This is a genomic window from Novosphingobium rosa NBRC 15208, from assembly GCF_001598555.1.
Classification (GTDB): domain Bacteria; phylum Pseudomonadota; class Alphaproteobacteria; order Sphingomonadales; family Sphingomonadaceae; genus Novosphingobium; species Novosphingobium rosa.
In genome coordinates, this window is sequence record NZ_BCZE01000053.1 from 49433 (window position 1) to 62590 (window position 13158).

A 13158-nucleotide genomic window follows, 5' to 3' on the forward strand; every position below is an offset into this window, starting at 1 on the left:
CCACGAAAACGCATTAAGCGGCGATCACCTCAATCTGGGCGGTGTCGATGGTGAAGGAGCCATCCTCCTCGATCTCGAAATGGCGGACCGTTTCCGCGCCTGCCAGATGCTGAAGCGCGCGGATCGCGGCGCGATGGACCTCGGGCGTCTGCATGCGCTCGACCCAGCTGGCATACTCCATGCGCAGGCGGCGGGTCTGCACGGACTGCACGCGGAAACCGGATTGCTCCAGAGCCTCCAGCCATTGCGCCACCGTATAGTCGCGCACATGCGAGGGATCGCGCAGCAATTCGACCGTCTGCAGATGAGTGTCAAAGGCAGCAGAGCCGGGGGACACCACATCGACAAACACCGCGGGCGCCCCCGCCTTCAGCACCCGACGCGCCTGACGCAACCCACCGACAAAATCCCGCCAGTGATGCGCCGAAAAGCGGCAGGCGAGCAGATCGAAGCTGGCGTCCGCAAAAGGCAAGGCTTCGGCGGGGCCCGCTTTGGTGTCGATGTTGGCGATGCCACGCCCGGCGGCGGTGGCCGCGACGACCTCCAGCATGGCGGGCGAGAGGTCGCTGGCGGTCACCTGCGCGGCATGGGCCGCCAGCGCATAGGCGACATGGCCCCCGCCCGTCCCCAGATCGAGCGCATGGGCCGGGGCATGGCGGCGGGCGATCTCACCGATGGCGGCCAGATCCTCGCCGCTGGCATGGACGGCGCTGGAGACATAGGCCGAAGCGCGGGGGCCGAACTGTTGCCGGACCAGCGTATCGTGCGAGTGGGTCATCGAAATCTCTCCTTCTGACCGCTGGTTGAACCTCTTCTCAGCCTAGGACCAGTTGCGATCTTATCCTGTTATAAGAAGACCTAGGCTTGGGCTGCCTGCTGCATCAGCCAGTCGCGCCATTGCCGCATGGCGCGGCTTTCGGAGCGGGTGTGCAGACGCGTCAGCCAATAGGCGCCCAGATCGACCTCCTGCGCAAAAGGTCGAACGAGGCGGCCACGCGCCAGTTCCCGCGTGAACATGGCGGCGGGGGCCAACGCCACGCCGCGCCCCTCCATCGCCGCCGTGACGCTCAGCACCGACGCGTCGAAGATCACCCCCCGCAGGGGTGGGCAGGCCAGACCGCAGGCGCCCAGCCAGCGCGGCCATTCGTCGGCGCGGTAGGAACGCAGCAGGGTTTCGCGCAGCAGATCTTCGGGACTGTGAAGGCGCTCCGCCGTGGCCGGGTCGCAAAGGGGCGTCAGCGGGGCGGGCATGATGCGTTCGGCATGGGTGCCGTGCCAGGCGCCATCGCCAAAGCGGATCGCCAGATCGAGCCCCTCGCCCGCCAGATCGACGCGGTTGTTGTTGGTGAGCAGGCGCAGGTCGATATGGCGGTGGGTGGTGGTGAAGCTGTCCAGCCGGTCCAGCAGCCAGCCCGAGGCGAAAGTGCCCACCACGCCGAGGGTCAGCACCTCTTCCACGCCGCCGCCGGCAAGGCCGTCCAGCCGGGCGCCGATGATGTCGAAGGCGGTGCCCACGCTGGGGAGCAGGGCCAGTCCCTCGTCACTGAGCGCCAGCCCGCGCGGCAGGCGGCGGAACAGAGGCGCTCCGACCATGCGTTCCAACTGCGCCACCTGATGGCTGACCGCGCCCTGCGTGACGCACAATTCCCGCGCGGCGCGGGTGAAGGAGAGGTGGCGCGCGGCGGCCTCAAAGGCGCGCAGGGCGTTGAGCGGCAGGCGGGAGCGGTCCATCGGAAAGCCATGAATTCAATTCATGGCTTTGTCGAGAATTGATGCTTTGCGGTGAGCGCCCAGCGTTGCGAAAGGAAGGCATACGCTAACAGGGAGCGCCACAATGGCCAGACTGACCACCACCCTTGCCATGAGTTTGATTGCAGCTTTGGGCGCAGCATCTGCAGTTGCGGCGGATGATCCGCTGCTGCGCCCTATCGCGCCCGCATACTCGGCCAAGCGTTTTCTCACCCCTGCCCAGCCGGTGCGGGTCTTTGGCAACACCTATCTCGTCGGCTTTGGCGGGGTGAGCGTGGCGCTGATCCGCACCAGCGCCGGGCTGATCCTGATCGACGGCAGCGTCCCCCAGAGCGTGGGGGCGGTTGAAGAGCATATGCGCGCGCTGGGCCTCTCGATCCGCGATGTGAAGCTGATCCTCTCCACCGAGCCGCATTTCGACCATGCGGGGGGCATCGCCGCTCTGGAACGCGACAGCGGCGCCACCGTTCTGGCGGGCGCGGCGGCGGTGCCGGTGCTGCGGGCGCGCGGTCTTGATCCCAGCGATCCCCAGGCCTCGGGGTTGGAGCGCTTTCCCGCGCCGCGCAAGTTGCGGGCCGTGCGCGATGGAGAGCGGATCACCTTGGGCGACGTGACGGTGACGGCCATCGCCATGCCCGGCCATACGCCCGGCTCGACAAGCTGGAGCTGGAAAAGCTGCGAGGGGCAGCGCTGTGAAACGGTGGTCTTCGCCGCCAGCATCAATGCCGTGGCGCTGGGGGGCTATCGCTTTTCGGCGCCCGCGCATCGCGGTCGGGTGGACACCATTCGGCGTTCGATCACCAAATTGCGCGGCATCCCCTGCGATCTGGTGCTCACCTCTCACCCGGAACTGTCGGATGGGGAGGCCAAACAGGCGCAATTGGCGCGCCAAAGGTCGCCCAATCCGTTTCTCGATTCCGAAGGCTGCCGCAAGGCCGCCAATGCTTTCGAGAAACGGTTGAACGACCAGTTGGCCGAAGAGGCAAAGCGTTAGAAACGGCTCATGACGCCGTTCCCTCAGACGCTGCCCTGAAGCACCAGAACCAGCAGAACGATGATCAGAATGGTGCCCAGACCCACCGGAGCATAGCCCCAATTGGCATTGTAAGACCCCGCGCGGGGGAAGGAGCCGCCCAGCCACAAGACGAGCAGCACAACGAGCACGATGGTCAGCATAGGTCCATCCTTTCCCAGAAAGATCAGTGATGTCGGTTAGCGGGGGATGGAATGTTTACCAAAAGCGGATGTTCCATGGCGGGATTGGCGGGCGGCGGGGATTTGGACATCGACCTTGGTCGAGAGGCCACGGGCACTCGCCGCAAGACCTCTTGCATCAGGGCCTTGCGCTCCCCACTCTGGGTATCATGACAGCCCCCGTCCCCCTCTCCGTCCTCGATCTGGTCCCCGTCAACGATGGGGGCAGCCTGAGCCAGGCGCTGGCCAATGCCGCCAGCCTGGCCGCCCATGCGGAAAGCGCGGGTTACCACCGCTATTGGGTGGCCGAGCATCACGGCATGCAGGGCGTGGGCGGCGCGGCGACATCGGTGGTGCTGGCCCATGTCGGCGGGGCGACGAAGACCATCCGCATCGGGTCGGGCGGGATCATGCTGCCCAACCACGCGCCCTTGCAGATCGCCGAGCAATTCGGCACGCTCGACGCGCTGTTCCCCGGGCGCATCGATCTGGCGCTGGGCCGCGCGCCGGGCTCGGACGGGCGGGTGGCGATGGCCCTGCGCCACGGCAATCCGGAAGAATTTCCCCGTCAGGTGGTGGACCTGCAGAACTATTTCGCGGGCGATCCGCGCATGGGCTTTACCGCCGTGCCCGGCGCCGGTGCTGCGCCCGGGATGTGGATTCTGGGCTCCAGCACCTATGGCGCGCAGCTGGCGGCGGCTCTGGGCCTGCCCTATGGCTTCGCCTCGCATTTCGCGCCCGCCGCGCTGGATGAGGCGCTGGCGGTCTATCGCCACCAGTTCCAGCCCTCCGCCGTGCTGGACAAGCCGCATGTGACGGTGGGCTTCAACATCTTCGCCGCCGATACGGCTGCGGAAGCGCGCTTTATCGCCACCTCCATGCAGCAGAAATTCGTCGCGCTGCGCAGCGGCCATGGCAGCGGGCCTTTCCGCGCGCCTCTCGAAGGGTTTTACGAGGGCTTGCCGCCCCATCAGCGCGCCATGCTGGACCAGATGATGCACTGCACCGCCATCGGCACGCGCGAGGATGTTGCGCGGAGTTTGACCGCCCTGCTGGAGCGCACCGGGGCCGATGAGGTGATCGTGGCCGGGCAGATTTTCGACCATGAGGCGCGGTTGAAGAGCTATACGCTGGCCGCAGAGGCGATGGAGATGGTGGGGAAAGCTTCGGTTTCGGTTTGAGGGTAAGAAGGAAGTCAAGATGCGAGGGTGTTACACCCTCGCGCTCCCTTTAGTGTCTGCGTTGCACCCTGGCTAAGCCAACGGGCTCGCATTCATAGAGTTGCGGACACAAGATCGCCAGCATGGGGCTCCTCTCTGCAAGGTCAAATGCCTGCGGCGCTTTGCATTTCCACCATCCAGACGCCGTCTTCTTAAGACAATCCGTCTACACCCCGCACAATCGAATTTCTGATGGGGCAGGTAGAGTGAGGGCATGGAAAGCATCGCTGATGGCCTCGGCGATTTTATCATTGTCTTCGTGCTCGCTCACAGCGCAAGGCGGCGATGCTTGCGAGAACCCCGAAATCCTGCGCATTCAAGTGGGGGACACCCTCTTTGACCTCACCAATTCGGTGGACACGCCCAGTTCCTCCAGCCTTGGGGAGGGAGAGAAAGGCCGCCGCAAATCGGGAATTGTGGAACCGCATATTCCCGGCCCACGCAACCGCTTAGCCTGCAACCTGAAGGGCCATCCCATTGCCAATCTTGGCCCCGATGTGAATTTTCTTTATCTCGGAGATGGCAGCGAACCGCCTCGGTATCGTTGGCGCGGCCACATGCATGCCATGGTGTGGATTTATAACTATGACGCCTTGGTCGCCCGTGGTTCCAACCATGATTACCTGACGGATGTGGAGCAGATCAAACATGTTCGCTTTATCAAGCGAACGGAGCTGCCCCGGAATGGCGCTTCCACCTTTAAGAAAACTGCTTTTGAATTTTCCGCCGGTGATCGGAAAGTTCGAATGGAATGCCTGACTGATTTTTATGCACGTTCAAAATCCGAAAACGATACGATCGTGCCTCCCAGCACTTGCTTTCCGAATGCCACATTTCGGGCTGGAAATCTGCTGATTTCAACCGATCAGCTGCCGATGGAATGGAAAACCAAACACCTCATTCCGCCTGAAGAATGGCCGGAACAATGGGCCTATACGATCAACAAGGTCTCGAGCTTCCGTGTCCCTCGGCAGGGCTCGTAAGAGGCTCAAACCCACCTCCCGCCGGGAGAGGTCATGGGAGCGCGAGGGGGTAACCCCCTCGCATTTCCCTTCATTCCCTTAATTCAAATCCAGTCCCGCCACTTGAACCACAGGTAGGGCACCACCGCAGACAGCACGCAAAGCCCCAAAGCATAGGGATAGCCCCATGCCCAGCTCAACTCGGGCATGTTCTTGAAGTTCATGCCATAGATGCCAACGATCAGCACCGGCGGGATACCCACCACAGAGGCCACCGTCAGCAGCTTGACCACATCGTTCTGCTCGATGCTGATCAGCCCCGTCGCGGCATCCTGAATCAGCTGGATCCGCCCGGACAGGCTCACCTCGAACTCATCGAGCGAGGCGATATCGTGGTTGATCGCCGTCAGCCGGTCGTTGATGGCCTCATCCAGCTTGGGGGTGCAGCGGTCGGTCACGAAGCTGGCCATGCGGCCCATGCTCAGAAACATATAGCGCACGCGTGAGGCGCGGTCATTGGCGCGGCCGATGGTGCGGATCGTGCGGCGCAACACGCGGGTTTCCCTGGCGAGGCCGGCATCGCCCATGTCCTCGAAGAAGACGGTGCGGGCCACCTCGCCCACCAGTTCGGCGGCATGTTCCAGATGATCTGCGGCGCGGTCCACCGCTGCTTCCAGCAGCAGCACCAGCGCCAGGGCGGGGGTGAGATCCTCGGCTTCGCCCGCCTCCTTCATCACGCCCTCGAACACGCCGAGCGGGGCATAGCGCACCGTCACAAACACCTGGGGCGCCAGAATAAAGCCGGTGGGGGCGATTTCCCAGAGTTCGGTGTCGGTGTGGGCCAGCATGGGCGCGCTCATATAGAGCGTGTCACCATCGGCGCGCAGGCGGCTGGAGCTTTCGATCTCGCGCAGCGCCGCGCGGTCGGGCACCTTGATGCCGTAATCCTTCGCGATGCGGGCGATATCGGCCTCATCGGGGTTGAGCAGGTCGATCCAGACCGGTTTGGCGGCATCTGCGGGAATCGCTGTCAGCATGGATCGTCCGTTTCCTCCTCATATCCCCCGAGCAGGCCAACACCTTGAAACCACGAAGGTTGCGTCACAATGAAAAAGACCGGCGAGGAGCTGCCCCGCCGGTCCTTTTTTCTGCGCCATCAGGCCGGGCTTACTGGCGGTGGCACACCTCGGCGGCGGCGATGGTCGTCAGGTTGAGGATGCCGCGCGCGGTCACGCCGGGCGTCAGCACATGGATCGGCTTGGACAGGCCCATCAGCATCGGCCCCACGGTGGGCGAGCTGGAAGAGGCCGCCAGCGCCGTCAGGGTGATGTTGGCCGCGTCCAGATTGGGCATGACCAGCAGATTGGCCGGGCCTTCCAGCGGGCTGTCCATCACCAGCGTTTCACGCAGGCGCTGCGACAGGGCGGCGTCGGCATGCATTTCGCCATCGACCTGCAGGTCCGGAGCCTGCTGCTTCACCAGCTTGAAAGCCTTGCGCATCTTGCGCGCGCTGGGGCTGTGCGACGAACCGAAGTTGGAGTGCGAGAGCAGCGCCACACGCGGCGTCAGGCCAAATTGCGCGACATGCTCGGCGGCCAGCACCGTCATTTCGGCGATCTGCTCGGGCGTGGGATCGGGCACCAGATGGGTGTCGGTGATGAACAGCGCACCGGCATCGAGGATCAGGCCGGAGAGCGCATAGGCGCGCTGAAGGCCCGGGATCGGATCGATGATGCGCAGCACATGCTCGATCTGGCTCCAATATTCGGAGGTGCCGCCCACCAGCGCGGCATCGACCCGCCCCGTGCGCAGCAGCATCGCCGCCGTCACCGTGGGGCGGCGATAGACGTGACGCAGGATTTCCTGCGAGGGCACGCCCTTGCGCGCGGCCAGCTTGCTGTAGGCTTCGGCCAGTGGACGCAGGATCTCGTGATCGGTCTCGGGATCGACCACCTCGACATCGCGGTCCAGCGCGAAGCGCAGGTTGAGGTCGGGCATGATCTTGGCCAGCACCCGGCGGCGCGCGACGATGGTGGGCTTGGCCAGTCCTTCGTCCAGCACGTCCTGAATGGCGCGCAGCACGCGCTCATCCTCACCCTCGGCATAGACGACGCGCTTTTGCGAGCCGCGCGCGGCCTCGAACACCGGCATCATCAGCTGGGTCGAGCGCAGGTTCTGCTCGGCCAGCGAACGACGATAGGCGTCGAGGTCGATGGTCTTGCGGGCCACACCGCTGTCCATCGCCGCCTTGGCGACGGCGGGGGCGATTTCGGAAATCAGGCGCGGATCGAAGGGCGTGGGGATGATGTATTCCGCGCCGAAGGTCAGGCGGCGGCCGCCATAGGCCTGGGCCACGCTTTCATGCGCGGGCAGGCGCGCCAGCGAGGCGATGGCCTCTGCCGCGGCGGCCTTCATCTCCTCATTGATCGCCGTGGCGCCGACATCGAGCGCGCCGCGGAAGATGTAAGGGAAGCACAGGACATTGTTGACCTGATTGGGATAATCCGAACGCCCGGTGGCCACAATGGCATCGGGGCGCTGCTCGCGCACCACCTCGGGGCGGATTTCCGGCTCGGGATTGGCGAGCGCGAAGATCAGCGGCTTTTCGGCCAGCAGCGGCAGCCATTCGGGCTTCAACACGCCCGGCGCCGATAGGCCGAGGAACACATTCGCGCCCGGCAGCACCTCGGGCAGGGTGCGGGCGTTGGTTTCGCGCGCATAGCGGGCCATGTTGGGGGCCATGCCCTCACGCCCGGCATGGATCACGCCATCCTTGTCGGTCAGCGTCACATTCTCGATCCGCAGCCCCATCGAGACCAGCAGATCGACACAGGCCAGCGCCGCCGCGCCCGCGCCGGAGGTGACCAGCTTGACCTCGGACAGCTCCTTGCCCTGCAGCACCAGCGCATTGCGCACACCGGCGGCGACGACGATGGCGGTGCCATGCTGATCGTCATGGAACACCGGAATGTTCATGCGCTTCTTCAGCTCGGCCTCGATGAAGAAGCATTCGGGGGCCTTGATGTCCTCAAGGTTGATGCCGCCGAAGGTCGGCTCCAGCAGGGCGACCGCGTCGATGAACTTTTGCGGATCGGTGGTGTCGACCTCAAGGTCGAACACATCGATGTCGGCGAATTTCTTGAAGAGCACCGCCTTGCCCTCCATCACCGGCTTGGAGGCCAGCGCGCCGATCGCGCCCAGACCCAGCACCGCCGTGCCGTTGGAGATCACCGCGACCAGATTGCCGCGCGCGGTGTACTCCAGCGCCTTGTCCGGATCGGCGGCGATTTCGGTGCAGGGGATGGCCACGCCCGGCGAATAGGCCAGCGCCAGATCGCGCTGGTTGACCATGCGCTTGGTCGGCTCGATGCTGAGTTTGCCTGGCTTGGGATAGCGGTGATAATCGAGTGCGGCGCGGTAAAGCGTATCGTCCATCTTCAAACCTTGAGCAAGGGCAGCAGGAGTACCCGGCAGGAATGCCCGGCAGACACGCAAGCGGGCATACGCCCCATGCATACGAACCCGCCGCGCGAGTCAGGGCCTTAACCCATTCATCTTGCCGAGGCGAGAGCGAACCGACACGGTTTCTACGCGTGGTTTGTTGCAATTTTTGCGTGCATTCCGTCGCAACATGCAATCGTGCCGCCGGTCGGTTGCGCCTTGCCTTCCTGCCCTCGCGCAGTCCCCCGATCGTCAGGCCCGCACGGGCTTCAACAGGCATTTTTCCAGCAGAACACGGCAGAGCCGGGCCAGCGGCATCTCCAGCCAGCGATAGCACAGATCGGCCAGCAGCACCGTCATGCCGATGGAACCCACGCAAAGCGCCAGGCGGAAGGCGATCTGCATCGCCCCGGTGCCGCTGTGCATCGGATCATGGCCGATCAGCAGGATCACCGCCTCATACAGCCCCTCGATCACCGCGAAATGCAGCAGATAGCCGGAATAGGAGGCCCGCCCGATCCGCGCCAGCCATCCCCAGCCCAGCAGCGCCGGAAACCAGCCGCGCCCCGCCGCCGCCATGGCCACGCAGCCTACCCCCAGCATCGTCGCCGCCGAGAAGATGAAGGCGCCGCGCCCCTGCCCCATGCCGTCGCCCGAGAGGATCTTCTGCACCACCTCGATGCCCTGCGCCCCCAGATGATGGTTCACCACGGCATAGACCGCCACCAGAAGCGCCATCGCCATCACCCCCAGCATCATCAGGAACCCGGCCTGCGGCGCCCCGATCCGCGCCCGATAGAGCGCCAGCAGGCATCCCGCCGAGAAGGCGTCGAAATGCAGGAAGGAGATGTGCGCCGACTGATTGAAATGCTGCAACTGGCCGATCAGGGCGATGCGCCCCAGCAGGCACCCCGCCACCACCCCCGCCAGACAGCGCTTGAGCGCGCCATCCGACAGCAGCACGATCGCAACCCCCGCCAGCGCATAGAACTGCATCTCCACCGAGATGGTCCAGAGATGGGTGGTGGGCAGCACCGATATTTCGGGATGATCCAGCAGATAGAAATTATAGGTGAAACTGGCCTGCGACAGGATCTCCCACGGGTCATCCGGCCCCGGCAGCCAGAAGGTGATGAACCCGGCCAGCGCCACATAAAGCCAGTAAAGTGGGATGATCCGCGCCGCGCGGCGGATGTAGAAGCCCGCGAGCGCCGCCCCTTTATCGCGCGCGATGGCGCGGCGCGTATCACCCGCGATGGCGCGAGGCGGATCGCCGCGACGGATCGAGAGCGTCACGACGAAGCCCGAGATGACATAGAAGATCCATACCCCCAGCCAGCCGATGGGGAAAATATCGGTGTGCTGGGCGATCACCGCCATCATGGCCAGCGCACGCAGCGCATCGATCCGGTCGTAACGCGCCGCGCCATGGCCGGGCCGCCCGCCCCCCTGCCCCACGGATGGCGAGGCATGAGGCAAAGGGGGGGGCAAAGGATGCGGCAAAGGGTGAGAGGCAGGATTGGGGACTGTCAGCCGCGGGCTTGTCAGCATGGATTTCATCGCAGCCCCTTCCCGGCCCGCCAGCCGGTCTTGCGCACCGGGCTGGCCATCTCTTCGCCACGCCCCGTCATCCTTTCGCTGGCTGGGGGGCGCCGCAGAACCCCTGTGGCCTAACACCCGCCCTCACGAAGGGAACGGTGCGAAACCTCCGAAGCGGAGCGATGGCCCGCAAAACCCCGCATAGCCCACCCTGAAATGCCCAAAGCGGATGCTTCATGCCCCCCGGAACCACCCGCAAGGCGCCTGCGCCGCCGCGACTCCAGACCGGTTAACGGCTTGACGGGCCTGCCCCGCAAGCGCAGAGGAACAGCCGTCAAGGCTCCCCCGAACCTTTGGAACGCAAGGCCCTGTGGGAACGGGAGATTGGCCCGTGCATTCCCCTTTGCAGGTTCACATGCATCTTACAGAGCAGGACAAAGCCTTCGTGTCAGAACAAGCTCAAGCGGTCGATCTTACCAATTGCGATCGTGAGCCCATTCATCTGCTGGGGGCCATTCAGCCTTCGGGCTTCCTGCTGGCGCTGACTTCGGACTGGCTGGTGGCGCGCGTCTCGGCCAACATCGGCGATTATCTGGGCGTCTCGCCCGAGCAGTTGATCGGCCAGCCGCTTGCCGATTTCGTGCCGCGCGTGCTGATCCACAATCTGCGTAACCGCGTGGCCTGCCTGACCAACCCGGATATGGTCGAGCGGATGTTCGGCGCCACCTTCACCGAGGATGAGCGCTTTTTCGACATCGCCATCCATATTTCGGGCGGCCAGATCGTGCTGGAGGCCGAGCCCGGCGCCCAGCACAATGGCGACGCCAATGGCACGGTGCGCAGCCTGATCGTGCGGCTCGACGCCCAGCCCGACCTGCCCTCCTTCTACCGCGAGGGCGCCCGCCAGATCCGCGCCCTGCTGGGTTACGACCGGGTGATGGTCTACAAATTCGCCCCCGACGGCTCGGGCGAGGTGGTGGCCGAGGCCTGCCGTTCGGGCATCGGCAGCTTCAAGGGGCTGCATTACCCCGCCAGCGACATTCCCCAGCAGGCCCGTCAGCTCTACAAGCGCAACCTGCTGCGGCTGATCCGCGATGTCCACGCCCAGCCGGTGCCGATCATTCCGGCGCTGGACGCCAATCGCAAGGCGCTGGATCTGTCGCTGTCCGTGCTGCGTTCGGTCTCGCCGATCCATATCGAATATCTCAAGAACATGGGGGTCGAGGCCTCGCTGTCGATCTCGATCGTGGTCGATGGCGAGCTGTGGGGCCTGTTTGCCTGCCACCATTACGCTCCCCGTGCCCCCAGTTATGAACTCAGGTCGCTCAGCGAGCTCTTCGCCCAGATGTTCGCCATGCGCCTGGAAAGCCGCGAACGCCGCGAGCTGGTAGACTACGAACGCCGCGCGCGTGACATTTCCGACCAGCTGCTCAGCGCCGTGGCCTCGGATGAAACGCTGCTCAACGATCCCGACTGGCTGGGCGACATCCTCACCAGCGCCATCCCCGCCGATGGCGTGGGCGTATGGATCAACGGCGGCTATGCCTTTTCCGGCATCACTCCGCCCACCGACGATTTTCGCCGCATCATCCGCGCGCTCAACAGCACGGCGGCGGGCAAGGTCTATGCCACCGAGCATATCGGCTCGCTGATCGATGGCGCCGATGGTTTCGCCGAACTGGCCTCGGGCCTGCTGGCGATCCCCATCTCGCGCTCGCCGCGTGACTATGTGGTGCTGTTCCGGCGCGAGATGCGCTCGCAGGTGCGCTGGGCGGGCGATCCGCACAAGCCGGTCACCTATGGCCCCAACGGCCCGCGCCTGACGCCGCGCGAAAGCTTCGCCGAATGGCATGAGCTGGTGGAGGGCAAATCCACGCCCTTCACCCCCTCGCAGGTGCGCGTCGCCGAAACGCTGCGCGCCACGCTGATCGAGGTGGTGCTGCGCCTGGCCGACGAGGCCACCGCGCATCGCCATCAGGCCAATGCGCGGCAGGAACTGCTGATCGCGGAACTCAACCACCGGGTGCGCAACATTCTGGGCGTGATCCGGGGGCTGATCCGCCAGTCGCAGCCCGATGAGGAGGCCGTGAAGGATTTCGTGCGCGTCGTCGATGGCCGCATCCATGCGCTGGCCCGCGCCCACAACCAGATCACCGACGACCACTGGGGCCCCGCCCCTCTGGAAGCCCTGATCGAGGCCGAGGCCGCCGCCTTCGCCGCCGAGAAGGAAAGCTCGATCCTCTCGGACGGGCCGCCGATCCTGCTCAACCCGCAGGCCTATTCCTCCATGGCGCTGGTGGTGCATGAGCTGGTCACCAACTCCACCAAATATGGCAGCCTCTCCGGCCAGGGCGAGGTTCATATCCAATGGGCGCGCGACGAGGCGGGCGATCTGCGCTTCGACTGGGTGGAAAGCGGCGGCCCGCCGGTGCAGCCCCCGCGCCGCAAGGGCTTCGGCACCACCATCATCGAGCGCTCGGTGCCCTACGATCTGGGCGGAACGGCGGACATTCGCTATGATCCGGACGGCGTGAAGGCGCGCTTCTGCATCCCCGCCCGCCATGTCTCGGAACGCAAGAGCTTCGCGGGCAAGAAGATCCGCATCCCCCATGCCCATCCGCAAGAGAACTTCTCCTTCGCGCCCAATTTCCTCTCGGGCAAATCGGTGCTGCTGGTGGAAGACAGCCTGATCATCGCGCTGGATGCCGAGGATATTCTGGTGCGCTTCGGCGCCTCCATCGCCACGGCCTCCACCACCGAGGCGGCGCATGACATTCTGGACGACAGCAAACCCGATCTGGCGATCCTCGACATCAATCTGGGGGACCGCAACAGCTTCGGCATCGCCAGCCGCCTGCTGGATATGGGCGTGCCCTTCTTCTTCGCCTCGGGCTATGGCGAGCAGGCGCAACTGCCGATGGAGCATCGTTCGCGCCTGGTGGTGCAAAAACCTTACACCACGGCCAACATCGGCCGGGCGATCGTGGAGCTTCTGGGGCTGGAAAACGAAGCCGATCCGGTCGGCTGAAAAGGGGTCAGAGTCTGTTTGGAAA

General features: G+C 64.8%; 10 protein-coding genes. 4 read left to right on the plus strand and 6 right to left on the minus strand.

The window, feature by feature from the left end; all coding sequences use genetic code 11:
• Positions 1-13 precede the first annotated feature (13 nt).
• Together SR3_RS19475 and SR3_RS19480 are read right to left on the minus strand one after the other, a co-directional pair.
• Positions 14-778, minus strand: coding sequence for a class I SAM-dependent methyltransferase (locus SR3_RS19475; RefSeq protein ID WP_068089961.1), 765 nt, complete (start codon positions 776-778; stop codon positions 14-16).
• An 80-nt stretch (positions 779-858) separates the two neighbouring features.
• On the minus strand, positions 859-1731 hold the full coding sequence (locus tag SR3_RS19480; protein ID WP_068089962.1) for a LysR family transcriptional regulator: 873 nt from the start codon (positions 1729-1731) through the stop codon (positions 859-861).
• A 103-nt stretch (positions 1732-1834) separates the two neighbouring features.
• On the opposite strand from SR3_RS19480, the gene bla reads away from it, so the two are divergent.
• The gene (gene bla, locus SR3_RS19485) at positions 1835-2743 is read left to right on the plus strand and encodes a subclass B3 metallo-beta-lactamase (RefSeq protein ID WP_068089963.1); all 909 of its coding nucleotides are present in this window, start codon (positions 1835-1837) and stop codon (positions 2741-2743) included.
• Positions 2744-2766: 23 nt separating this feature from the next.
• On the opposite strand, the gene SR3_RS30715 is transcribed toward bla, so the two are convergent.
• Positions 2767-2925 carry a DUF3309 family protein gene (locus SR3_RS30715; RefSeq protein WP_084455727.1) on the minus strand — a complete coding sequence of 53 codons (159 nt, stop codon included), beginning with the start codon at positions 2923-2925 and terminating at the stop codon, positions 2767-2769.
• Positions 2926-3113: 188 nt separating this feature from the next.
• Between SR3_RS30715 and SR3_RS19490 the strand changes: the two genes are divergently transcribed.
• Together SR3_RS19490 and SR3_RS19495 are read left to right on the plus strand one after the other, a co-directional pair.
• Positions 3114-4124 (plus strand): LLM class flavin-dependent oxidoreductase, encoded by a 1011-nt coding sequence (locus tag SR3_RS19490; RefSeq protein ID WP_068089973.1) that lies wholly within the window; start codon positions 3114-3116, stop codon positions 4122-4124.
• Positions 4125-4246: 122 nt separating this feature from the next.
• Complete coding sequence (locus SR3_RS19495) at positions 4247-5146, plus strand: hypothetical protein (protein ID WP_157098976.1); 900 nt, start codon at positions 4247-4249, stop codon at positions 5144-5146.
• An 83-nt stretch (positions 5147-5229) separates the two neighbouring features.
• Here the strand turns inward: SR3_RS19495 and SR3_RS19500 are convergent, their stop codons facing one another.
• The 3 genes from SR3_RS19500 to SR3_RS19510 form a co-directional block, all read right to left on the minus strand.
• Positions 5230-6162, minus strand: coding sequence for a magnesium transporter CorA family protein (locus SR3_RS19500; RefSeq protein WP_068089965.1), 933 nt, complete (start codon positions 6160-6162; stop codon positions 5230-5232).
• A gap of 130 nt (positions 6163-6292) precedes the next feature.
• Positions 6293-8560: an NADP-dependent malic enzyme gene (locus SR3_RS19505; RefSeq protein ID WP_068089966.1), complete on the minus strand. Its 2268-nt coding sequence runs from the start codon at positions 8558-8560 to the stop codon at positions 6293-6295.
• Positions 8561-8818: 258 nt separating this feature from the next.
• A complete protein-coding gene (locus SR3_RS19510) occupies positions 8819-10024 on the minus strand; it encodes an acyltransferase family protein (RefSeq protein WP_068089967.1) in 1206 nt (401 codons plus the stop codon).
• A 526-nt stretch (positions 10025-10550) separates the two neighbouring features.
• Here SR3_RS19510 and SR3_RS19515 point away from each other — a divergent pair.
• Entirely contained in the window at positions 10551-13133 is a 2583-nt protein-coding gene (locus SR3_RS19515; protein ID WP_245653999.1) for an HWE histidine kinase domain-containing protein, read from the plus strand.
• Positions 13134-13158: the final 25 nt, after the last annotated feature.

What these genes read in the sequence shown, in the direction of transcription:
- SR3_RS19475 (WP_068089961.1), bottom strand. Translation starts at nt 778, where the DNA reads ATGACCCACTCGCACGATACGCTGGTCCGGCAACAGTTCGGCCCCCGC.
- SR3_RS19480 (WP_068089962.1), bottom strand. Translation starts at nt 1,731, where the DNA reads ATGGACCGCTCCCGCCTGCCGCTCAACGCCCTGCGCGCCTTTGAGGCC.
- bla (WP_068089963.1), top strand. Translation starts at nt 1,835, where the DNA reads ATGGCCAGACTGACCACCACCCTTGCCATGAGTTTGATTGCAGCTTTG.
- SR3_RS30715 (WP_084455727.1), bottom strand. Translation starts at nt 2,925, where the DNA reads ATGCTGACCATCGTGCTCGTTGTGCTGCTCGTCTTGTGGCTGGGCGGC.
- SR3_RS19490 (WP_068089973.1), top strand. Translation starts at nt 3,114, where the DNA reads ATGACAGCCCCCGTCCCCCTCTCCGTCCTCGATCTGGTCCCCGTCAAC.
- SR3_RS19495 (WP_157098976.1), top strand. Translation starts at nt 4,247, where the DNA reads ATGGGGCTCCTCTCTGCAAGGTCAAATGCCTGCGGCGCTTTGCATTTC.
- SR3_RS19500 (WP_068089965.1), bottom strand. Translation starts at nt 6,162, where the DNA reads ATGCTGACAGCGATTCCCGCAGATGCCGCCAAACCGGTCTGGATCGAC.
- SR3_RS19505 (WP_068089966.1), bottom strand. Translation starts at nt 8,560, where the DNA reads ATGGACGATACGCTTTACCGCGCCGCACTCGATTATCACCGCTATCCC.